Origin of the sequence: Pseudidiomarina sp. (assembly GCF_048268165.1) — a bacterium.
Classification (GTDB): domain Bacteria; phylum Pseudomonadota; class Gammaproteobacteria; order Enterobacterales; family Alteromonadaceae; genus Pseudidiomarina.
The window spans coordinates 1022266-1045164 of the sequence record NZ_JBLWWA010000001.1 but is presented as its reverse complement, the minus strand read 5'-3'; the positions used below and the strand labels follow the sequence as shown (position 1 = coordinate 1045164).

At 48.7% G+C, this 22899-nt stretch carries 22 protein-coding genes and 1 tRNA gene; 10 read left to right on the top strand and 13 right to left on the bottom strand.

What is annotated here, in order from left to right:
* Positions 1-12 precede the first annotated feature (12 nt).
* From ACN0UY_RS05040 to ACN0UY_RS05025, 4 genes are all read right to left on the bottom strand, one after another.
* Entirely contained in the window at positions 13-828 is an 816-nt protein-coding gene (locus ACN0UY_RS05040) for an SDR family oxidoreductase (protein WP_417665630.1), read from the bottom strand.
* Entirely contained in the window at positions 825-1604 is a 780-nt protein-coding gene (locus ACN0UY_RS05035) for a ZIP family metal transporter (RefSeq protein ID WP_417665629.1), read from the bottom strand. Before ACN0UY_RS05035 ends, ACN0UY_RS05040 begins: the two co-directional genes overlap by 4 nt.
* A gap of 20 nt (positions 1605-1624) precedes the next feature.
* On the bottom strand, positions 1625-3349 hold the full coding sequence (gene ggt, locus ACN0UY_RS05030) for a gamma-glutamyltransferase (RefSeq protein WP_417665628.1): 1725 nt from the start codon (positions 3347-3349) through the stop codon (positions 1625-1627).
* Positions 3350-3499: 150 nt separating this feature from the next.
* Positions 3500-3587: transfer RNA gene (locus tag ACN0UY_RS05025), tRNA-Ser, on the bottom strand.
* Positions 3588-3867: 280 nt separating this feature from the next.
* On the opposite strand from ACN0UY_RS05025, the gene ACN0UY_RS05020 reads away from it, so the two are divergent.
* Positions 3868-5739, top strand: coding sequence for a propionyl-CoA synthetase (locus ACN0UY_RS05020; RefSeq protein ID WP_417665627.1), 1872 nt, complete (start codon positions 3868-3870; stop codon positions 5737-5739).
* A 5-nt stretch (positions 5740-5744) separates the two neighbouring features.
* Here ACN0UY_RS05020 and ACN0UY_RS05015 read toward each other — a convergent pair whose 3' ends face one another.
* The 6 genes from ACN0UY_RS05015 to ACN0UY_RS04990 all read right to left on the bottom strand — a co-directional run bounded on the left by ACN0UY_RS05015 (position 5745) and on the right by ACN0UY_RS04990 (position 9570).
* Complete coding sequence (locus ACN0UY_RS05015) at positions 5745-6725, bottom strand: mechanosensitive ion channel family protein (RefSeq protein ID WP_417665626.1); 981 nt, start codon at positions 6723-6725, stop codon at positions 5745-5747.
* 6 nt (positions 6726-6731) lie between these two features.
* Positions 6732-7205, bottom strand: a complete 474-nt coding sequence (gene bfr, locus ACN0UY_RS05010) for a bacterioferritin (RefSeq protein ID WP_417665625.1) — start codon at positions 7203-7205, stop codon at positions 6732-6734.
* A 10-nt stretch (positions 7206-7215) separates the two neighbouring features.
* Positions 7216-7686 (bottom strand): bacterioferritin, encoded by a 471-nt coding sequence (bfr, locus tag ACN0UY_RS05005; protein WP_417665624.1) that lies wholly within the window; start codon positions 7684-7686, stop codon positions 7216-7218.
* Positions 7687-7720: 34 nt separating this feature from the next.
* A complete protein-coding gene (locus ACN0UY_RS05000; protein ID WP_417665623.1) occupies positions 7721-7942 on the bottom strand; it encodes a bacterioferritin-associated ferredoxin in 222 nt (73 codons plus the stop codon).
* Between the two features lie 210 nt (positions 7943-8152).
* Positions 8153-8599: a DUF3429 domain-containing protein gene (locus ACN0UY_RS04995; RefSeq protein ID WP_417665622.1), complete on the bottom strand. Its 447-nt coding sequence runs from the start codon at positions 8597-8599 to the stop codon at positions 8153-8155.
* On the bottom strand, positions 8596-9570 hold the full coding sequence (locus ACN0UY_RS04990; RefSeq protein ID WP_417665621.1) for a calcium/sodium antiporter: 975 nt from the start codon (positions 9568-9570) through the stop codon (positions 8596-8598). Before ACN0UY_RS04990 ends, ACN0UY_RS04995 begins: the two co-directional genes overlap by 4 nt.
* A 117-nt stretch (positions 9571-9687) precedes the next feature.
* Here ACN0UY_RS04990 and ACN0UY_RS04985 point away from each other — a divergent pair, with 117 nt between their 5' ends.
* Positions 9688-10653: a CorA family divalent cation transporter gene (locus ACN0UY_RS04985; protein ID WP_417665620.1), complete on the top strand. Its 966-nt coding sequence runs from the start codon at positions 9688-9690 to the stop codon at positions 10651-10653.
* Here the strand turns inward: ACN0UY_RS04985 and ACN0UY_RS04980 are convergent.
* From ACN0UY_RS04980 to ACN0UY_RS04970, 3 genes are read right to left on the bottom strand one after another with little or no spacing between them, the layout of a single operon-like run.
* Positions 10630-11754: an ABC transporter ATP-binding protein gene (locus ACN0UY_RS04980; protein ID WP_417665619.1), complete on the bottom strand. Its 1125-nt coding sequence runs from the start codon at positions 11752-11754 to the stop codon at positions 10630-10632. The two genes, ACN0UY_RS04985 and ACN0UY_RS04980, sit on opposite strands and share 24 nt — an antisense overlap.
* Positions 11735-13405, bottom strand: a complete 1671-nt coding sequence (locus ACN0UY_RS04975; RefSeq protein WP_417665618.1) for an ABC transporter permease — start codon at positions 13403-13405, stop codon at positions 11735-11737. Before ACN0UY_RS04975 ends, ACN0UY_RS04980 begins: the two co-directional genes overlap by 20 nt.
* Positions 13405-14433, bottom strand: a complete 1029-nt coding sequence (locus ACN0UY_RS04970; protein WP_417665617.1) for a Fe(3+) ABC transporter substrate-binding protein — start codon at positions 14431-14433, stop codon at positions 13405-13407. Before ACN0UY_RS04970 ends, ACN0UY_RS04975 begins: the two co-directional genes overlap by 1 nt.
* A 145-nt stretch (positions 14434-14578) precedes the next feature.
* Here ACN0UY_RS04970 and ACN0UY_RS04965 point away from each other — a divergent pair, with 145 nt between their 5' ends.
* From ACN0UY_RS04965 to ACN0UY_RS04930, 8 genes are all read left to right on the top strand, one after another.
* Positions 14579-16381, top strand: a complete 1803-nt coding sequence (locus ACN0UY_RS04965) for a cation:proton antiporter (protein WP_417665616.1) — start codon at positions 14579-14581, stop codon at positions 16379-16381.
* 222 nt (positions 16382-16603) lie between these two features.
* Positions 16604-17074, top strand: a complete 471-nt coding sequence (locus ACN0UY_RS04960; protein ID WP_417665615.1) for a hypothetical protein — start codon at positions 16604-16606, stop codon at positions 17072-17074.
* 14 nt (positions 17075-17088) lie between these two features.
* Positions 17089-17406 (top strand): BolA/IbaG family iron-sulfur metabolism protein, encoded by a 318-nt coding sequence (locus tag ACN0UY_RS04955; RefSeq protein ID WP_417665614.1) that lies wholly within the window; start codon positions 17089-17091, stop codon positions 17404-17406.
* 86 nt (positions 17407-17492) lie between these two features.
* Positions 17493-18671, top strand: a complete 1179-nt coding sequence (fabV, locus tag ACN0UY_RS04950; RefSeq protein ID WP_128351182.1) for an enoyl-ACP reductase FabV — start codon at positions 17493-17495, stop codon at positions 18669-18671.
* 283 nt (positions 18672-18954) lie between these two features.
* The gene (locus tag ACN0UY_RS04945) at positions 18955-20295 is read left to right on the top strand and encodes a Na(+)-translocating NADH-quinone reductase subunit A (RefSeq protein WP_417665613.1); all 1341 of its coding nucleotides are present in this window, start codon (positions 18955-18957) and stop codon (positions 20293-20295) included.
* A 2-nt stretch (positions 20296-20297) separates the two neighbouring features.
* The gene (locus ACN0UY_RS04940) at positions 20298-21497 is read left to right on the top strand and encodes an NADH:ubiquinone reductase (Na(+)-transporting) subunit B (protein ID WP_417665612.1); all 1200 of its coding nucleotides are present in this window, start codon (positions 20298-20300) and stop codon (positions 21495-21497) included.
* Positions 21490-22266, top strand: coding sequence for a Na(+)-translocating NADH-quinone reductase subunit C (locus ACN0UY_RS04935; RefSeq protein WP_417665611.1), 777 nt, complete (start codon positions 21490-21492; stop codon positions 22264-22266). The genes ACN0UY_RS04940 and ACN0UY_RS04935 overlap by 8 nt, the downstream gene beginning before the upstream one ends.
* A complete protein-coding gene (locus ACN0UY_RS04930) occupies positions 22266-22898 on the top strand; it encodes an NADH:ubiquinone reductase (Na(+)-transporting) subunit D (protein ID WP_417665610.1) in 633 nt (210 codons plus the stop codon). The genes ACN0UY_RS04935 and ACN0UY_RS04930 overlap by 1 nt, the downstream gene beginning before the upstream one ends.
* Position 22899: the final 1 nt, after the last annotated feature.

The window sequence follows — 22899 nt, the reverse complement described above, 5'->3', positions numbered from 1 at the left end:
AACCAATAACGATTAAAGCGTTGGATGCTTTAGAACGTAACCGGTCGCGCGCATCAGTTTGTTGCTTAAACGCTTGCTGCCGCGCGGGCCGACCTTGTCGGTGCGCTTTAGATTGTCGATGGAAACGCCAAGGCGTGTGGCCATGCGTTGATATGCGTCGGCTTGCAACAGCGGCTCATCATCGGTAACCAGATAAACTGGCGCATTGTGTTCAGGGTTTTCCAATAGATACGCAATAAATCCCGCAATATCGTCGCTATGAATGCGATTCGTCCAAGCTGGCGTAATTACGGCAGAGCCATCGCGCAATTGTTGCTGAAGCCGTTCACGGCCTGGACCATAAATGCCCGAACAGCGCAAAATACTAACCGTTGCCGGACTGCCTTGAATCACTTGTTCGGCTTGTAACAGCATTTCACCGCTGTCACTGTCAGGTTTGGTGGGGCTGGTTTCGTCAACCCATTCGCCATTACGATGGCCATATACACCAGTACTTGAGATATAAAGCACCCGTGGTGGATTTGCCTGCTGATGCAGGAGGTGTTGCAGGTGCCGACAGGGCACCACGTAACCTTGGTGATAACCTTCGCGACTGTAGTCCGATGGTGTCAGCGTAACCACAATCGCATCGAACTCATGCGCTAATAAGGCGCTCAACTCACGTTCGTTGTTGGCATCCGCCGCAACAACCTCAACGCCGTTAATGGTTGGTTTACGATCTGGATGTCGGCATGCACCAACTACCTGCCAGCCTGCTGCCACCATAAGTGGCGCGGCACGCTGCGCGATGTCTCCATAACCTAAGAATAGTACTTTAGCCTGACTCATACCGCTCCTAACCAAACATCGAGAAATAACATAACCACCAAACCAACCATCAGACCTGCTGTAGCACGGCTATGATGGCCGTGGCGATGGGTTTCTGGAATAATCTCATGGCTGATCACAAATAACATGGCCCCGGCGGCAAAAACTAAGCCCCAAGGTAATAATAATTCGGAAATATTGACGAAAATTCCGCCAAACAAACCTCCAACCGGTTCGATTAAACCAGTCAAGGAGGCTACGGCAAACGCCAGCAGTCGGGAATAGCCTACGGCGACCAAGCCAACAGCTACTGCGAGCCCTTCGGGTAAGTTCTGCAAGCCGATACCCAAAGCTAACGAGAATGCGGTTTCTTGTTGACCACTGCCATAGGCAACGCCAACGGCTAAGCCTTCGGGAAAATTATGAATGGCGATGGCGAATATGAACAGCCACACGCCAGCAACTTTGTCAGTGTTGGGCCCTTCGGTACCGCTAATAAAATGGCGGTGAGGAAGTAACCGATCGAGCAAGAAAATAGCGACAGCGCCGAGTAAAATGCCGGCTACAGCTATGGCTGCCGGTAAGGGGCCTGCGCCATATATTTCGGTAGAAATATCGATTGAAGGAATGATCAGAGAGAAAAACGATGCGGCTAGCATGACGCCAGCCGCAAAACCTAACAAGGTGTCGTTAAAGCGTTCGGAAGGCTTTTTACCGACTAAGATAGGAAGCGCGCCTACAGCCGTGAGTCCACCGGTTACTGTACTGGCTATCAATGCCGTAAGCACTAAATCCATTGTGTTAGTTCCTTATACGATTAATACCCTGCAGCATGGCCGTCTTTGCGGCTCTCTGATGCACCGTAATATACGCCTTCTTCATGGTTGCGCCAAATGGCTTGGTAGCCACCGTATGGGCCAACAGCTTCCTGTAATGTATGGCCCATTTTAATCAATTCACGCCGAGTATGGTCAGAGAAACCATTTTCAAGGCTTATTGCACCGCCGTCGCTCATGATCTCGCCAGTCGGTTGGCTTGAGCCCGTATGCAGGATTCGTGGTGCATCACCAGCTTCTTGCAGGTTCATACCAAAATCAATCATGTTGATAAGAATTTGCGCATGCATTTGCGGCTGCGTGGCTCCGCCCATAACGCCATAACTCATCAATGGCTTGCCGTCTTTGGTTACAAACGCTGGAATAATGGTATGGAACGGACGTTTGCCTGGCTCATAAACATTTCGGTGATTCTTGTCTAACGCAAACAGTTCACCACGGTCTTGTATAACAAAGCCGAGGCCGGTTGGCGTTACGCCTGAGCCCATACCGCGGTAGTTGCTTTGAATCAACGACACCATGTTGCCTTCGGCATCCGCGGTAGTAAGGTAGATGGTATCACCTTCGGTTGGCGGGTTACCCGGCTCGTAAGCCTTGCCGGCGCGTTCCATATTAATGAGTTTTGCGCGTTGCTTGGCATAGCTTTTATCCAACAAGCCTTCAACTGGCACATCGTTGAAATCTGGATCGGAGTAATATTTGGCGCGATCTTCAAACGCTAATTTCTTCGCTTCGACAAATAAATGCACGTACTCAGGGCTATCGAAGCCCATGCTTGCAAGGTCGTAGTTTTCCAGAATATTCAAAATCTGCTGGGCAGCAATACCTTGAGTGTTCGGTGGTAATTCCCATAAATCGTAACCGCGATAGTTGGTTGAAACCGGATTCACCCACTCTGAGCTGTGGTTGGCTAAGTCGTCGTAGCTGAGAAAGCCACCGTGTTCTTGAACAAATGCACCGATAGTTTTAGCAATTTCGCCTTTGTAAAAGGCATCACGACCGCCTTCAGCAATTTTGCGTAGCGTGTTGGCCAGGTCAGGGTTTTTAAACATTTTACCCTTTTGCGGCGGCACGCCATCTTTCAGAAACACATCCGCAAAGCCCGGCTCGTTTTTCAACACTTGCGCATTGCGTTCAAAATAGTACGCAATAACCTCAGTGACTGGAAAGCCTTGCTCAGCATATTCAATGGCTGGAGCGAGTATTTGACTCATGGGCAGCTTGCCGAATTTTTCGTGCAATTCAAACCAACCGTCTACTGCACCCGGCACAGACAGTGGCAATACACCGCGCGGCGGGATTGACTCGTAACCATTTTCAATAAAGTAATCGAGTGTCAGTGATTGCGGCGAGCGGCCCGAAGCATTCAAGCCATGCAGACGTTTACCGTCGGCATCCCAAACGATGGCAAATAAGTCACCGCCGATACCGTTACCGGTTGGTTCAACCAACCCCAATAGAGCATTGGCTGCAATCGCTGCGTCAATGGCATTACCGCCAGCTTGCATGATGTCTAAGGCAACTTGCGTTGCCAGCGGCTGACTGGTCGCTGCCATCGCGTTTGGTGCCATTGCCTCTGAACGCGTTGCAAAATGATGCCCGGTTAGCCGGTCTGCGGCTGAACTGGAAAATGACGCAAAACCGCAGGCAAGCGCGAGTGCGCAGCTTGCAATGGCGGCTTTCGAACCTGTAACAAGGTGATTCATGGTGTTCACTCCATAGTGTGTACGTGCAAACCACTATATGAAGTGCTGCCACAATGAGCAATGTTTATAACCGCACTAAAGGGGCGAACCGTCGCGAAGCACCAAACTGAAGGCACAAAAAAACCGCCACATGGGCGGTTATTTTGTATCTGGCGGAGAGAGAGGGATTCGAACCCTCGATACGTTGCCGTATACACACTTTCCAGGCGTGCTCCTTCAGCCACTCGGACACCTCTCCTGAAGTGGCGGGTATGATAGGGAAAAGCCCTGAGTAAATCAACATCGTTGTTCGTTATTCGTTAATGGTTATTCGTTAATCGATCGCTTCGCTTGTCGTTGTTCGTGCGCTGCGCTGTTCGTCCGCTACGCTATTCGATAAATCATTTCGAACAGTGAGCGGAGCGAACGCACGAATAACGAATAACGAATAACGCCCTTCGCCTTCATACCTAAGTCGTATGGGAAAAATCCCGTAACACGCTACATTAGTGCAAGTAGCAGTAAACAAGGAATTTACTATGAGTTACCCACGGGAATATGAGTCTTCATTACAACGCACCGAAGCATTCTGGCTAAAACAAGCAGGGCAGCTGCATTGGTTTAAGGAACCGACCAAAGCTAGTGCTATAAAGCCAAGTGGAATGGCGGACTGGTTCGCTGATGGCGAGCTAAATATTTCATTCATGGCGCTTGATTATCACGTTGATAATGGCCGTGGTGAGCAGGTTGCGTTGATTTATGATTCCCCGGTAACCGGTCAAAAACAAACTTACACTTACCGCCAGTTGCGCGATGAAGTTGCCTTGTTTGCAGGCTTGCTGAAAAAGCAGCATGTTAAAAAGGGCGACCGGGTTGTTATTTACATGCCCATGATACCGCAGGCGGCCATCGCGATGCTGGCCTGTGCGCGTTTAGGAGCCATTCATTCAGTGGTATTCGGCGGTTTTGCGCCGCACGAGTTGGCCGTACGCATTGATGATGCCAAACCTAAATTGGTGGTTACCGCGTCGTGTGGGGTTGAAGTGAATCGGGTGATTGCCTACAAGCCGCTGGTGGATAAGGCGGTAGACGAAGCGAACCATAAGCCAGCCAATGTAATTGTATTTCAGCGCGAGCAATGTAAAGCCGATTTAAGTCGCACTGGCGATATTGACTGGCAGCAAGGCTTAAAGGGGGTAACCCCGTCAGAGTGCGCTGTGGTGAACAGTACCGACCCTTTGTATGTGCTGTATACATCGGGAACCACCGGTAAGCCGAAAGGCGTGGTGCGCGATACAGGTGGCTATGCGGTGGCACTCAATTATTCCATGCAGACGGTTTATGCCATAGCGCCGGGGCAAGTAATGTTTACTGCCTCAGACGTAGGGTGGGTGGTTGGGCATTCGTACATTGTTTACGGACCACTCCTGGCCGGCGCGACCACTATTATGTACGAAGGTAAGCCCGTGCGCACACCCGATGCGGGCGCTTTTTGGCGCGTGTGCGCTGACTATAAAGTGAATGTGCTGTTTTCAGCGCCAACGGCATTTCGCGCCGTGAAAAAAGAAGATCCCGAAGGCAAGTTGCTTGAGAATTACGATTTAACTGCGCTGGAACGTATTTACATGGCGGGGGAGCGGTTGGACCCGGCAACCTATGATTGGACCACCGAGATTACCGGTAAGCCCGTGTATGATCACTGGTGGCAAACTGAATCCGGTTGGCCTATTTGTGCTAACCCAGTTGGTATTGCGGAACATCCGATTAAGCCGGGTTCTGCGACCTTACCGCTGCCAGGTTATGACGTGCGTATATTAGATTACAAAGGGCAGGAAGTCGCACCCAATGAACAGGGTGCGGTGGCAATTAAGTTGCCGTTACCGCCGGGCTGTTTAACTACCATCTGGAACAACAACGACCGCTTTATTAGCGGTTACATGACTGAATTCCCGGGCTATTACAGCACCGGTGACGGTGGTTATAAAGATGATGACGACTATGTGTTTATCATGGGCCGTACAGATGATGTCATCAATGTGGCGGGGCATCGATTATCGACGGGCGAAATGGAAGAAGTGTTAGCACAAGACGCTGCTGTTGCTGAATGCGCGGTTATTGGTGTGCAAGACGCGCTAAAAGGGCAAGTGCCTGTGGGCTTAGTGATAACCAAAGATGGTGTGGCGATCAGTGATACCGAGTTGGCAGCGCGCTTAGTGCAACGGGTGCGCGACGAGATTGGTGCCGTGGCCTGCTTGAAGAAAATTTTGGTGGTGCCACGGTTACCGAAAACACGTTCGGGCAAAATTTTGCGCAGAGTATTGCGGCAAATCGCTGATGGTGAGGAAGTGGTGGTGCCATCAACCATTGATGACCCCACCTGCATTGACGAGATTCGCGAACGCTTAAGCTAACTAAACTAAAGTTCCTCGGCAGCATCATTCTCAGGACGTTTGCTTTTAGTTGATTTGGTGCTGCGCTTTTTCTCTTTGGCTTCCAAAGTGCCCATTTTCAACTGAGCATCCTCTGCCCAAGAGCGAATGTGCAAATCGCGTTGAGGGAATGGAATTTCAATGTCATATTCTTCGAGCGATGTATGAATCTCCCACATAAACGCGGCTTTAACCGCGCTGGGGCGGTTCACCGCTTCAGGCTGCAACCAGACAACTAACTCAAAATTTAATGAACTGTCGCCGAACTCGGTTAGCCACACTTGTGGTGGTCGGTGACTACCATCATCGAGCGTATGAGGCACGCGCGATGCTGCTTCTAACACAGCCTTGCGCACTAACTCTTTGTCGGTGCCGTACGCGACGCCAAACTCAACTTTTAAACGACGAATGGTGTCGCGCATGGTCCAGTTGGTGACGCGACCATTTACAAACTCCGAGTTCGGTACCACGATATCGATGTTGTCATTGGTGGTAATAATGGTGCTGCGAATATTTATTTCTTGCACTTCGCCGGTAACACCCGATTCCAGTTCAACAAAGTCACCCACTTTTAAGGTTTTTTCGAACAGCAACATGATGCCAGCTGTGAAGTTGCTGATAAGGTTTTGCAAACCAAAACCCACACCAATACCCAGCGCACTGGCAAAGATAGCGAACTTGGTCAGATCAATACCGATGGACGATACGGCAATCAATGCACCGACCAACATCACCACGTAATGAGTGATTCGGGTTAGCGCATACACCGAGGATTGGGCCAGCGACTTCCGATAGGACGCGAAGCGGCGCAAGCCATTTTGTAGCACGCGCGAGATGATGTAAGTGACGATAAGAATAATTAAGACACGGAAAAACGACCCGTACGTAATTGCGGTTTCGCCAACCTTGAATAGCTCGGTATTGAGCCAGCTAAAAAGCTGGCGCACTTCTGCCAAAAATACGTCCATCTGTGGTTATCTCACTTGTGCCTGTAAATACAGTTGTAACCCCAATTTATCAATCAATTCTAATTGCTGGCGTAGCCAATAAGCATGATCTTCTTCGGTATCTTTTAAAATGCCAACTAACATATCGCGACTCACAAAGTCGCCGGCTTCTTCACAAAAGTTAATCACTTCACGCAAGGTTTTCGCATTGTTGTATTCAAGCTGCAAGTCATTAGCCAGCATGGTTGGCACATCGTGAGCGATGGTGTGTTGTTCGCGGCCATTCATATTCGGCTGGCCACCTAAAAATAAAATGCGGCGTATCAGCAAATCCGCATGACCGCGCTCGTCGTCCACCTCATGATTAATGCGTTCATAGAGTTTTTCGAAGCCCATGTCTTCGTATTCGCGAGAATGTGCCGTGTACTGGTCAATCGAAGTGAGTTCGAACGCCAATAGTCGATTTAATTGTTCAATAATGGCCTGATGATCAAGACTCATAGCTGCTCCTTTATGCGTCTAACTTGGTTTGCAAGTAATTAGCAATGCCAATTTTCTCAACCAGATCCAGTTGGGTTTCAAGCCAATCCAGTTGTTCTTCTTGTTGTTCGAGAATTTCCGTCAACTCATCACGGCTGACATAGTCTTGAGCGCTTTCGCAAATTTTGATTGCCTTGCGAATTTCAACCACATCATCAAGCTGCACTTTGTGGTCTAGCTGAAGCATTTCGTGTGGGTCTTCGCCAATATAGAGTTTGCCGAGATCTTGCAAATTGGGCAGGCCACCAAGGAATAAAATGCGCTCAATGATGTCATCGGCGTGTTTCATTTCATAAATTGAGGCTTTATAGATGGTGCTATTGAGCTCACCAAAGCCCCAATTTTTGTACATGCGGGCGTGAAGGAAATATTGATTAATGGCTGTGAGCTTGCGGGTAAGTATGCGATTTAGCTCTTGCAGAACTTTGCTGTCACCTTTCATGGGTACTACTCCTTGCTGTTATTTTTTTAACAGCTTAAGCGTAGCACACCTCGATTGGCAATAAAGTATCAGATTTGAGTCGGGCATTGCGCTCGGCAACTGCGTCTTTGACGACACTTTTCGCACATTGTGTGCAGCAACCGCATTGCGTACCCACACCATATTGCTGGCGTAGCTCGCGCATGCTGCTGAGACCGTCATCGACGGCGCGGCGAATCGTTTTATCCGTGACGCCTTTACAAAGACAAACGTACATAGATAGCTCCGTATAGTTACTGAGCTAATGATAACGCAAACAAGAACGATTCGCAATAGCGAAAGAAAAGAGCGTTATTCGTTACTCGTGCGCTTTGCTGTTCGTCCGCTGCGCTATTCGGAAAATCATTACGAACAGTGCGCAGCATGTACTAACAGTGAGCGGAGCGAACGCACGAGCAGCGAAGCGCACGAATAACGGTTTTTGTACTTAAATGCTTATGATGATTAGGATGACGTGCAGCGCTACAACGGTGAACGTGAGGCGGCTACGCAGCTCCAGATACCAGCTGTGCGCTGTGAGCTTTCTGCGTTCGTAGTTGAGCCAAAACAGGTGAAGTAGTGCCAGAATGCTCAAGAAGGCGAGGGCGTAGTCGCAACATAATGGCAGGGCAGCAATGAATAAAATGCCGAAGCCAGCAACTGAGGGCAGCATGCTCCATTGTAGTGCGCGACGCTGGTCGTTGTCGGTATCAGCCATGCACAAGCCCCAGTGAATTCCACCAAGGAAGCTAAAAATGATTGCGCTGTAGATTATAAATAAACGTATGGCGAGCTCGCTGTTGAGATCGAGCAGCGCCACCAGCGTCAGCGCAATAAACGGGATTAGGCCTGCAAAGCCAAGCCGCTGCGCCGTATACTGCGAGATTAAATTCATACGTTAAATCCTGTTTGCAGCAAGTACACCGTGTAACCAATGTAACAGGCTATAAATATTCCACCATGAATGCGGTTGATTCGATTCGGGCGGTTATTTGGGCGAAACGCAAAAATTAACAACAAGAACGTAAGCACCGTCATCACCAACCAATCGCGTTGCAACACCAAGGGTTCAAGTGAAATTGGCGTTATCGCACCGGCGATACCTACCACCGCTAAGGTGTTAAACATGTTCGAGCCGATGACATTACCCAGAGCTAAGTCATGTTCGTTTTTGCGCACGGCAGCAATGGCCGATGCCAATTCAGGCAAAGACGTGCCAATAGCGACCACAGTTAAACCGATAATCAAGTCACTTACGCCAAGTGCAGTGGCGATATCAACTGCGCCCCAAACTAATATACGTGAACTTATGATAAGTAAGATCAAGCCAACCACAAGCCAAGTGACCGCGCGACCGATTGGCATGGCTGACGCTTTAATCTCTTGATCGTACTCAGTGCTAAGCACATCGGTGCTGCCGGTCATACCTTGGTAAATGCTCCAACCCAGGTAACTGGCAAATATTGCAAGCAATATCCAAGCCTCAAGCTCAGTAATGACGCCGTCCATAAGTGGCCAAGCGGATAATAATGTGATGGCAATAAGCATCGGTGCTTCGCGTTTTAATACTTGGCTGGCGACTGAAATAGGGGCCAGCACCGCGGTAATACCAAGAATTAAGGCTATATTGGTGATGTTGGAGCCGTACGCGTTCCCGAGCGCTAGTCCAGGGTTTCCTTGCGAAGAAGCGAGTGCCGATACCACCATTTCAGGTGCAGACGTACCAAACCCAATAATCACCATGCCGATAAGCAGCGCTGGCATGCCTAAGTGATTCGCGGTAGCGGCTGCCCCTTCAACAAAACGGTCTGCGCTCCAGACTAACAACGCGAGGCCAAAAACAATCGCAGCAATGGCAAGCAACATAATATTCCTTGGTATTTTTTTGAAGTTGGTCAATATTTTAACGCGAATTGATAGTACTTGTGAATGCACCTTGTGAACGTCTAGACTGATTATATTCGAATGAAGAGGAATTTAGGCATGACGGACAAGCAGTTAGCACGCCCCGAATTTATGATCGACAGCTGGGATTTCAGCAGTCATCCTGCACAACCGATTCACGATGCGTTTCATACGCGCCAAAATAGTTGGTTTCATTTTCAACGCAATATTTCCGGATTATCTGCGTGGCTGGAACAGTCAGGTATTCCCGACCCTGTTATTGATGCGGTTTTGGAAGAGGACACACGCCCGCGGTTTGATCGAATCAATGACGGTTTTTTATTGATATTAAGGGGCGTGAATAAAGCTGACGGTGATAAGCCGGAAGACATGATAAGTCTGCGTATTTTGTATTTTAAAGGCAATCTATATAGCTTCCGTCGCCGTCCTGTTACAGCGGTGCGACTGATTCAAGGCTTGCTTGAAACGCAACAGGGCCCGCAGTCTTTACCGGACTTTATTTTGCAGCTGGTTGATGAAATGACCAACAACATTGAGTTGCTGCAAGACAACATTGAAGCGGAAATGGAACGTCTTGAAGACGATGAGCGCGGCACCACCAGTGACCGTCAGCGCGCGCTGACCAATTTGCACCGGCGCTTGTTACGGTTAACGCGTTTTGTACGCCCCCAGTTAACGGCATTAGACAAGCTCGCTGCAGACGGGCCGAAATGGTTTGATGCGGAGTGGGCGCAGTGGTTGCTGAACGAGCGTGATAACACCCATCGTGAACTTGAAAACATGGAAATGTTGCTGGAACAGGTGTGGATGCTACGTGAACATCTACATCAAGATTTAGCTGAGAAAATGAACCGCAATACCTATTGGTTATCGATGGTTGCAGGGGTGTTCTTACCAATCAGTTTTTTAACTGGGTTATTTGGCATTAATATTGGTGGCATGCCGGGTGTTGATGACAGTAACGCTTTTTGGATATTTAGCGGCGCGTTGTTTATTATCGCGGTTATCGAGTTTCTACTGTTACGCCGACTGCGATTTTGGTAAAACGCTCGGTAACGGCTGCACTGTAGGTGCTTGTTCATGAAAACCTGGTAGTTCGCAGTGATCTGCTGCGAATACGACCAGATGGTCAAATTCTGCCCGCAGGCCAATATCGGCACCAACGTCAAGCACTTCATGCGACGGGCTCAAAGTGAGTAATTCGATGCCACTGCTTAGTTGCACGGTGTACAGGTTGTGCGCACCGCGAAAGCCACGCGCTTTTATTTTGCCGCGCAAACGTGAGTCGGGGTCTGGCACGATGTCATCAGGGCGCACTAGAAAGCTTACCGGCGTGCCACCGGCTACTTGCATTAGGCTTGGGTGTTCAAGCATACCTAATGGCGATGCCAGCGAGCCCTGGGTGTTGACGGTGCCTTGTAATAACACACCGTGACCAATGAAGTCGGCCACCAATTGATGGCGCGGTTGGTGGTACAGTTGATACGGCGTGTCCCACTGCAATAATTCGCCCTGATACATCACACCGGCTTTGTCGGCCATAGCAAAGGCTTCTTGCTGGTCATGCGTAACCAACAATGCAGTGATGCCCTCATTTTTTAAGAGCTCGCGAACTTCCACGGCCAAGCGTTCACGCAGTTCCGCGTCCAGGCTTGAGAATGGCTCGTCGAGTAGGAGTAATCCGGGCTTTGGCGCCAGGGCTCTGGCCAGTGCTATACGTTGTTGTTGACCGCCCGACAATTCATGCGGAAACCGTTTGTGATACCCCGGAAGGCCAATGCGGTCAAGCAATTCGTCAACGCGCTTACGGCGTTCGATTGAGCTGGCCTTGCGCATGCCAAAGCTAATGTTATCGGCCACGTTCAGATGCGGAAATAAGGCAAAGTCTTGGAACACCATACCGACACCGCGCTGCTCAGGCGGTATAGTCTTATTGCTGTCTGAAACGGTATTGTTGTCAATGCTGATGCTGCCAACCTGCAAGCTTTGAAAGCCAGCTATTGCGCGTAAAAGTGTGGTTTTACCACAGCCGCTGGGCCCCAGAAGGCAGCCAATTTCGCCTTGCTCAAGTTGTAAGCTGACGCCGCGAACAATGTGTGAGGCGCCAAAGCTAATATGAATTTTATCAAGCTGTAACCGGGACAAACTCTTGCTCCTTCAGCGCAGATTGTTGCGACTTTAACATAGCGCGCGACAATAAAATAACTGGAATTAAGCCAACTAAAACCATCATCAAAGCCGGCGGGCCAGCATCGGGCAGCCGCTCGTCGCCAGCCATTTCGTATGCGCGAACGGCTAACGTATTGAAATCAAAAGGTCGCAGCACTAGCGTGGCAGGCAGCTCTTTTAGCACATCGACACCCACTAAAATGAGTGCAGTGAGAACGCTGGGGCGCAGCAGTGGCAAATGTATTTTACGCAGTACTTGCAGCGGCGAGTAGCCTTGAATACGCGCGGCTTCATCCATGCTCGGACGAATTTCACCTAAGCCAGCATTAATGGTTTGCAGTGACACACTTAAAAAGCGAACGCTGTAGGCAAATAGCAGTGCGAACAAGGTGCCTGAAAGTAGTAGGCCTGGATTGTAGTCAAACCAGGCTTTACTGAGCGCGATAATGCCGTGATCCAATGTGGTTAAAAACACCATTAAGCCAACCGCGATAACAAGCCCTGGAATAGCATAACCTAACCCGGCAAAGGCAACGCTAGTGCGAACAATTCGGGTGGGTAATTGGCGCCGGCCATAAGCCAGCCACAAGGCCATAATGACTACCAAGACAGCAGCGAGAACGGCGAGCCCGAAACTGTTGAAAGTGAGCTGCCAAAAGGCGCTATCGGCCCATACTTCGCGCCGTTCAAGCGACCAACTGGCCAGTTGCAGTGCCGGCAGCAGGAAGCCAAATACCAACGGCAACCAGCAAGCAATGCTCGCGGCTATGCCTTTCCAGCCTTTTAGTTGAAAAGGTGGGGCCGGGCGATTACTTCGCTGGTCATAGCGCGCTTGGCTACGCGACCAACGCTCGATAAAAATTAATAGAATTACAGCAACCAGTAACATGCCAGCGAGTTGCAATGCGCCCTGTAAATCGCCTAACCCGTACCACGTACGAAAAATGCCGGTGGTAAAGGTGGTGACACCGAAATATTGCACCGTTCCATAATCGGCGAGGGTTTCCATTAATGCCAGCGTGGTGCCAGTTACGATGGCAGGGCGGGCCAGGGGTAACGCCAGCCGTAAAAAGCATTGCCACGGATTAAGGCCTAAACTGCGACCTGCTTCTAAGGTGGTCGCCGATTGCTGGATGAACGTAGCGCGTGTGATTAAGTAAACATAAGGAAATAACACCAAACTCAATACAAGTATGGCGCCGCTTAAGCTGCGGACTTGTGGAAACCAATAGTCGCCGTAACCCCAACCAAACCAGTCACGCAGTGTGCTTTGCACGGGGCCGGCGAAGTCGAGCATACCGGTGTAGGTGTAGGCGGTGATGTAAGCTGGCATGGCTAGCGGTAACAGCAGCGCCCAACTCAAAAAACGCTGCCCGGGAAAGCGACATGCGGTAGTCAGCCAAGCGGTACTCACGCCAATGCTGATTACACCTGCCGCGACACCGAGCAACAGCAACACTGAGTTTCGAATGTACTCAGGAACAACTGTGACCCATAAATGGGTTAAGGTGGAAGTATCACCCCCACCTAATAATTGCAGCACCGACCAACAAATGACCAATAACGGCACGCCGATAACGACGGCCGTTAAGACCAAAGTAAATTGGCGCCACAAATTAAACCCCATTAACGCCAGCCAGCACGATTCATTAATTTAACTGCAGCGGCATTGTTTTCGCCAAGAAATGTCATCGACAAATCATCGGCTTTAAACTCGCCCCACGCTTGTAGGGTTTCGCTCCACTCAACACCCTCAACAGCTGGGTATTCATTGTTGGTAGCTGCATACCAAGCTTGCGATTCAGCTGATAACAAGTACTCGATGAGTTGCTCTGCTTCAGCTTTGTTCTTCGCGTGTTTGGTTAAGCCAATACCCGATACGTTAACGTGAGTGCCGAATTCATCTTTATTTGGCCAGAAGATTTTGAGTTTACTGGCCGCTTCGCGTTGTTCAGCGTCGTCACCGGTTTGCATTAAGCCAAAGTAGTAAGTGTTTGCTACGGCTAGATCACAAACACCGGCTGCTGCGGCTTTCAGTTGATCACGATCGCCACCTACTGGCGGCTTGGCCAAGTTGGCCACTAATCCTTTCGCCCAAGCTTCGGTTTTCTCTTCGCCCCAATGTTCAATTAAAGCGGCGGTAAGCGACTGGTTGTAAATGTTGTCTGATGAGCGAATGCATACTTTGTTCTTCCACTGCGGCTTGGCCAAATCTTCGTAGCCACTGAGCTGACTTGGGTCAACGCGGTCGGCAGCATAAAAAATAGGGCGTGCACGTAAGCTTAAGCCAACCCATAAATTGTCGGTGCCATGCAGATGGTCAGGCACTGCTGCTAAGGCAGCAGCTGAGGTGAGCGGTTGAAATACGCCAGCTTCGGCCGCACGATGCAAGTTGCCCGCGTCTACGGTAAGGAATAAATCGGCTGGGGTATTTGCTGCTTCATTTTGCAGGCGAGCAAGAAGTGCATCGCCACCGCCGGTTAAAAGGCGTACTTCAATACCAGTTTCTGCGGTAAACTTTTCCAGTACCGGCTTGATCAATGCTTCTTTGCGAGCTGAATAAAGGTTAACTGTGGCGGCTTGTGCTACTGTAGCAGTGAGGCCTGCAGCGATTGCTGTTAGAGTGAATAATTTACGCAACATAGTTGAACTCATTGTTGAATACCTCGTATTGATGGGGTGAAGTATATCGAAAAAAAAGAATGAACGATATTGATTCGCATTTGGTACCTACAAATAGTTTGACGCAAATGAGAATTATTATCAACACCAGATTTGGAAAATTTTAAAAGGATTCTTTATGTCAAATATGTCCGCGTTAGCCTTGATTGGTGTGCTATCAATTTTATGCCAATGGGGCGCTTGGCGCATGAAAGTACCGGCGATTCTGCCATTATTGATTGTCGGTATTGTCATCGGCCCAGTTTTTGGTGTGTTGAATCCCGACGCTGTATTTGGCGATATTCTATTCCCACTCGTGTCACTGTCCGTTGCCATTATCCTGTTTGAAGGCTCGTTAACGCTGAAGTTTGATGAAATTCGCGGACACGGTCGCATGGTAACGAACCTCGTCAGTATTGGCATGGTGATTACCTGGATATCAATTGCAATCGCAGCCTATTATTTGATTGGTTTTAGTTGGGAGCTGTCGGCACTGTTTGGTGCCTTGGTGGTGGTAACCGGGCCAACTGTAATCATGCCCATGATACGCTCAGTAAGACCTTTGGCGCGCCTTGGCAACATCTTACGCTGGGAAGGCATCATCATTGACCCTATCGGCGCGTTGTTGGCGGTATTGGTGTATGAGTTCATAATATCGAGTCAAGGTGCGGGCTGGACGCAAGCGCTACAAGCCTTTGCAACCACCATCGGCGTGGGCTTTGCACTTGGTTTTGCCGGCGGCAAATTGTTGGGTTGGGCCTTGCTCAAAAGCATTTTCCCGCACTATTTAAAAAACGTGGCAACCCTTGCTGTAGTGCTAGGCGTTTTTGCTGTTTCTAACGCTTTGCAGCATGAATCAGGCCTGTTGACGGTAACCGTTATGGGCATGGTAATGGCCAACATGCGTGGCTTAGATCTTGACGACATTCTCGAGTTCAAAGAAACCTTATCGGTGCTGCTAATTTCCGGGTTGTTTATTATTCTTGCGGCGCGTTTGCAACCTGATGCGTTTAATTCGCTTGGCTTCCCGGCCGTGTTGTTACTGGCAATTATTATTTTTGTGGTGCGACCATTAAGCGTGTGGGTTTCGTCGATAGGCACCCAAACGGCATTTAAAGAGAAGATATTACTGAGCTGGATTGCGCCGCGCGGTATTGTGGCTGCCGCAGTGTCTGCATTGTTTGCATTGAAATTGCAGCAAGCTGGTTGGGAAGAAGCCGAGTTGCTGGTGCCGTTGGTGTTCCTGGTTATTCTCAGCACCGTAGTGCTGCAGAGCTTAACGGCAAAACCGTTGGCTCACGCACTCAAATTGCGAGAGCCGCCAGCGCGCGGCTTTCTTATCTTCGGCGCCAACCCCACAGCGCGTCTGATTGCAAAGTCGCTTAAAGAGAATAAATTTCCGGTGTTGCTTGCGGACACCAACTGGGAGCACATTAAACAGGCGCGTATGGAAAACCTGCCGGTTTACTTCGGTAACCCAACCTCGGAACACGCCGAAAATAATATGGACCTCACTGGTATTGGTCACGTGCTGATTTTGTCACCTTATCGACAGTTAAATCCGGTGGTTGCGATGCACTTCATGGATTGGTTCTCGGAGGATAAAATTTATGCGCTGCATAGCACTGATCATGATGCTCCTGCGCGCAATCAATTGCCGGAAGTGTACCGTAAGCGACTGAAATTGTTTGGTAAAGGCGTTACCTTCTCGAAGCTGGCCAGTCTAACTTTCCAGGGGGCGCAGGTTAAAACCACCGCGCTTACGGAATCATTTCACTATGACGATTATCAGGATCGCTATGGCAACCGTGCGTTACCCCTTTATGCGCTGGACGAACGTGATTTCTGTCATCTTTTCTCAAGCGATCAGACCTTTGAACCAAAGGCGGGCTGGCAGATTGTGGCGTTGGTTAGTCCAGAGGTTGAACAGTCTGAAGAATAATTTTTTTACACTAAATCAACTTTAAAAAGAGAAACTTAAGAATTTGTTGCCAAATTGTAATTGAAATGAAATATTTAATTGGATATTATGCCTGCATGGATTTGGGATAGCACTCATGGAATGACGTTATCCCTTCGAACAAGGATGTTCTTCCCGCTTTTTAATTCCTTCTATAGCCTTTATACTCCCAAGTCATATCGTTGTCTCAAACATGGGTGTGTTATGGCGTTCGCAAAATGGCTTGTTGTTGTCGGTATCACGTTCACGTTGCTGTCCGGTTGCGAGCCCCGTGCTACAGATGATTCACTGGATGAAGCAACCCAGCGGGTGCATGAAATTGACACGTTGCAACTGCCAACAGGCAATTGGGCGCTCTCAAACAGCATCATACAGTTAAGTTTTTGCCGCGATAGAATCAATCAAGCACTCATGGCTGAGCAAGACGAGCTTAATCGCTGGCGCTTGGTGGGTGATATTTCTGTATTCCCCAGCAACCGAGCCGAAGGCTTACAACAGTTAATCGCCATATATAAAGAACATGGGGTGCTGTTATATCAGGTATCGGGAAATTTCGGTTCACAGATATTTCGTATTGCTTATCGCCCCAATCAACCTGAGCCAAACATCTTTAATGCCTTCGCGAAGATCGGGCGTGATGACAGCATCTGCTACAGTTCACTGGACGCCAACTAATTTTAGAGGTGCTTATGACTGCACTTGAGCAACACATTCATGAAAAAATAACGCGGCACTTTGCACCCGCGCATCTTGAAGTGATTAATGAGAGCCATTTGCATGGTACGTCCAGTGATGATTCCCACTTTAAGGTTGTGTTGGTATGCAAAGATTTTGACGGCATGCGATTGTTACAGCGGCACCGCGCGGTGAATAAAGTACTTGCGGAGGAATTGGCTGGGCCGGTTCATGCGCTCGCACTGCATGTGTATAGCGAGCAGGAATGGCAGCAACTGCATGCAGTACCTGAGTCACCGCAATGCCGCGGTGGCAGTAAACTGGAATCGTAACAGCTCAGATCACTTGAGCGCGTGTGGTCGGTTACACTAGCCGGCATTTGTATCGATACGAATTTAAAAAAACAGGACATAACACTATGGTAATTCATCCAAAAATTCGCGGCTTCATATGCACCAATGCTCATCCAGTAGGCTGCGCGGCTCATGTACAACAGCAAATTGACTATGTGAAGCAACAGCCGGCTCTTAACGATGTACCGAAACGCGTGTTGGTGATTGGCAGTTCAACCGGTTATGGCTTAGCCTCTCGTATTAACGCGGCCTTTGGTGCTGGCGCAAAGACTCTGGGCGTATGTTTTGAAAAAGAGCCAACTGAGAAAAAAACAGGTACCGCGGGCTGGTACAACACTGCAGCGTTTCATAAGGCAGCTGCCAAAGAAGGGCTGTACGCACATACGATTAATGGCGATGCTTTTTCGAACGAAATTAAAGACCAAGTGATTGAAAAAATAAAAGAAGATTTTGGTCAGGTTGATTTAGTTATTTACAGCTTAGCGTCACCGAAACGCAAAGATCCTGTAACCGGCGACCTGTACAGCTCAACGCTGAAGCCAATTGGTCAAGCGTACACCACGAAAACCTACAACACCGACAAAGACGAAGTGTCTGAAATTACCCTAGAGCCTGCTAATGACGATGAAATTCAGCAGACCATTAAAGTTATGGGCGGCGAAGACTGGGAATTGTGGATGGCTGCATTGCATGACGCAGGCGTATTGGCAGACAACGCAAAAACCACGGCGTATACGTACATTGGTAAAAAGTTAACTTGGCCAATCTATGGGCAAGCAACCATTGGCAAAGCCAAGGAAGATCTTGATCGCGCGGCCGCAGAAATGCGTACCCGTTATGCAGGCATTAATCTGGAAGCTTATGTGTCATCACTAAAAGCTTTGGTGACACAAGCAAGCTCCGCGATTCCGGTTATGCCACTTTATATTTCTCTGATATATGGCGTGATGAAGGAAGAAGGCACCCATGAGGGCTGCATTGAGCAAACCTACCGCTTGCTAAAAGATGCGCTATATAGCGAAAACCCGAAGCTTGATGAAGCAGGGCGCTTGTTTATGAACGATTGGGAAACCAACGAAAAAACGCAAGCTAAAGTGGAAGCCTTGTGGCATCAAGTGACCCAGGACAATTTCCATCAATTAGCGGACTACGCCGGTTATCACAGCGACTTCCTGAAATTGTTCGGGTTTGGCATTGAAGGCGTTGATTATGATGCGGATGTGGATCCAGTCGTCACCTGGTAACTTAACGTTGTTCGTTGTTCGTACGTTCGCTTCGCTCACTGTTCGTGCGTGCTGCGCACTGTTCGAAATGACTTTGCGAATAGCGAAGCGGACGAACAGCGAAGCGTACGAAAAACGACGCACGCATTTTGGTTTTTCGCATTTGTTTTACCGTGCAAAAGTGCTAAAATGCGCGCCCTAGGTGAAAATGGACAGAATTTGGTCAGTGCAGGCAGGCTGGGTCGTACCAAACTGCGTGTGCTGGAGTGAGATTAATCTTCCCTAACGAGTAGTGCAAACGCGTATGATTACGATCAAGAAAGGGCTGGATATCCCAATTTTGGGTACCCCCCAGCAAACTATCGAGGATGGCCAAGCCATCACCACCGTTGCCGTACTGGGTGAAGAGTATGTGGGAATGCGTCCAACCATGCATGTCAAGGTTGAAGACCGCGTTAAAAAAGGCCAGGTACTTTTCGAAGACAAGAAAAACCCAGGGGTTAAATTTACCGCTCCAGCTGCCGGCGTTGTTAAAGACGTACTGCGTGGCGCAAAGCGTGTTTTGCAAGCTGTTGTCATTGAAATTGACGGCGATGAGCAAGAAACCTTTGCCAAGTACGACAGTAGCGAACTGGCAGGCCTTGATCGCGCTAAAGTGGTTGAGCAACTAAATAATTCGGGTCAATGGGTTGCCTTGCGTACCCGCCCGTTTAGCCGTTCGCCTAAGCTAGATGCCGAGCCTACTGCAATTTTCGTTAACGCTATGGATACCAATCCTTTAGCGGCGAACCCATCCGTTATTATCAACGAACACAAACAAGCATTTATTGACGGTTTAAAAGTTCTTGGTAACTTGACCCAAGGTAAAGTTTTTGTCGTTAAGGCGGCTGATGCTGAAGTTGATACGGGCGATGCTAAAGTTCAACTCGAAAGCTTTGCTGGGCCACACCCGGCTGGCCTAGTTGGCACACATATTCATTTCTTACACCCGGTGTCTGCGGCGAAGCCGGTATGGCACATTGGTTACCAAGACGTAATCGCCTACGGCAAGTTGTTCACTACCGGTGAACTGTTTACCGACCGCGTTGTGGCCTTGGGCGGCCCAAGCACTAAAAAGCCACGTTTGTTGCGGACCCGCATGGGCGCAAATTTGCGTGAGCTAACTAAAGGTGAATTGTCGCAGGGTAAGAATCGCGTTATTTCTGGCTCAGTACTGAATGGTCACAAAGTTGATGACGCACATCAATGGCTTGGTCGTTTCCACGATCAGGTTAGCGTATTGGCTGAAGGCGACCAAAAAGAACTGTTTGGCTGGATTAAGCCAGGTGCCGAACAACACTCAGTGACGCGCGCATACTTAGGGCATTTAATTCCTAAAAAGTTGTTCGCAATGACGACTACCACAAACGGTTCAGACCGTTCGATGGTTCCAATCGGCAACTATGAGCGCGTGATGCCGCTTGATATTTTGCCAACGATTTTGCTACGTGACCTGCTCTCTGGTGACACCGAGCAAGCTCAGAAACTGGGCTGTTTGGAACTGGACGAAGAGGATTTAGCACTGTGTTCTTACGTTTGCCCTGGCAAATATGAGTACGGTCCAGTGTTACGTAACATGTTGACCGAAATTGAGAAAGAGGGCTGATCATGGGCTTAAAAAATTTCCTCGAGAAGATTGAGCCAAATTTCGAAAAAGGCGGCAAGTACGAAAAGTGGTACGCCTTATACGAAGCTGCAGCTACAATTTTCTACACGCCAGGCAAAGTGACGAAGGGCATTACCCACGTAAAAGATAGCGTTGATTTAAAACGCATCATGATTTTAGTGTGGATGATGACTTTCCCTGCAATGTTCTGGGGTATGTACAACGTAGGTAACCAAGCCGCTATGGCATTGGCGAACGGCTATGAATTAGCTGACATTTGGCAGGTGGGCTTGTTCCAGTTGCTCGGTGGTGATTTCGCTGGCGCTGGCTGGGGTACCAAAATGTTCTACGGTGCCTGCTTCTTCCTTCCTGTTTATGCAACCACATTTATCGTGGGCGGTTTTTGGGAAGTGGTATTTGCCTCGGTACGTAAGCATGAAATCAACGAAGGCTTCTTCGTTACCTCGGTACTGTTTGCCTTAACCTTGCCTGCCACCATGCCACTATGGCAAGTTGCGCTAGGTATCACCTTCGGTGTGGTCATTGGTAAAGAAGTATTCGGCGGTACTGGACGCAACTTCTTGAACCCAGCGCTTACCGGTCGTGCTTTCTTATACTTTGCCTTCCCAGCTTCTATCTCGGGTGAGCAAGTTTGGACAGCCGTTGATGGCTTCTCAGGTGCAACTTTGCTTGGCCAGGCTGCTTCAGGCGTCGATTATTTCGCTGACATGGATCTCTGGTGGAGCGCCTTCTTAGGTAACATCCAAGGTTCAATGGGTGAAGTTTCAACCCTGATGATTCTTATTGGCGGTTTAGCACTTATTTATTTCAGAATTGCATCATGGCGTATTGTGTCAGGTGTGTTCGTGGGTATGGCCGCGTTGGCGTTCTTGTTCAATGCTATCGGTAGCGATACCAATCCAATGTTTGCAATGCCATGGTACTGGCACTTGGTTGTTGGTGGTTTTGCCTTCGGTATGATGTTCATGGCAACCGACCCAGTATCCGCATCATTCACCAACAAAGGTAAGTTCGCTTACGGTTTCTTAATCGGTGCAATGACAGTTCTTATCCGTGTGGTAAACCCTGCGTACCCAGAGGGGATTATGTTAGCGATTCTGTTCGCGAACGTATTCGCGCCGCTGTTTGACCACTTTGTTGTTCAATCAAACATTAAACGGAGAATGGCACGCAATGGCTAATAAAAACGAATCACTCGGGAAAACGCTATTTGTCGTTATCGCGCTCTGTTTAGTGTGCGCGATAATTGTGGCGGGTTCAGCAGTTGGTTTAAAACCACTGCAACAGAAAAACGCAGCGTTAGATATGCAACGCAACGTTTTGGATGCCGCAGGTTTGTTAACTCCTGAAACTGACGTCATCGCATTGTTTGAAGAACGTGTTGAAACACGTTTATTCAACTTGAATACGCTTGAAGAAGTGGAGTCAGTTGACGGCAAAAATCCAACAGAATATGACCCAATTGCTTCTGCGAAGAAAGCTGGTTTAGGTACGAAACTGGATAAAAAAGTAGATGTCGCTGGTATTGGCTCACGTGAAGATGTTGCTAAAGTTTACTTTATCAACGATACCCAAGGTGAGTTAGAAACTGTTGTGGTTTACATTCGTGGTTACGGTTTGTGGGGTACTATGTATGGCTTTATGGCTGTAGCACCGGATATGAACACGGTGAAAGGTATCAACTACTACGAACACACTGAAACTCCGGGCCTTGGCGGCGAAATCCAGAATCCAAACTGGGCAGCAAGCTGGGAAGGCAAAGAAATTTATGAAAACGACAGTGTGGCGTTGGAAGTTACAAAAAATGTGACTGACAAAGACCATCAAGTGGACGCACTATCGGGTGCGACGCTAACTAGTAATGGTGTTGAGAACACTATGCAGTTCTGGTTCAGCGATAAAGCTTATGGCCCGCTGTTTGATAAAATTCGTAAAGGGGAGCTGAACTAATGGCTAGTGCAAAAGAAGTCAAAGAGGTTCTATTTGGACCGATTTTTGCCAACAACCCAATCGCTTTGCAAATTCTAGGTATTTGTTCCGCATTGGCTGTTACCTCAAAAATGGAAAACACCTTGGTTATGTGTATCGCACTGACCTTTGTTACGGCGTTTTCAAACTTGTTTATCTCAATTATTCGTAACCACATTCCTTCGAGTGTACGAATCATTGTGCAAATGACCATTATTGCAAGCTTGGTTATTGTGGTTGATCAGATTTTACGTGCTTATGCATACGGCATTGCGAAAGAACTTTCGGTATTTGTTGGTTTGATTATCACCAACTGTATCGTTATGGGACGTGCCGAAGCCTATGCAATGAAGAGCACGCCTGGTTTGTCGTTCTTAGACGGTATTGGTAATGGTTTAGGCTACTCAGTGGTGCTATTAACTGTTGGATTTATTCGTGAATTGTTTGGCTCGGGTAGCCTGTTTGGCTATCAGATTATGCAACTGGCTTCTGAAGGTGGTTGGTATCAGCCAATCGGCTTGTTGGTTTTACCACCAAGTGCGTTCTTCATTATCGGTGGCTTTATCTGGGTACTGCGTACCTTCCGTACCGAACAAGTAGAACCGAAGGAATAAG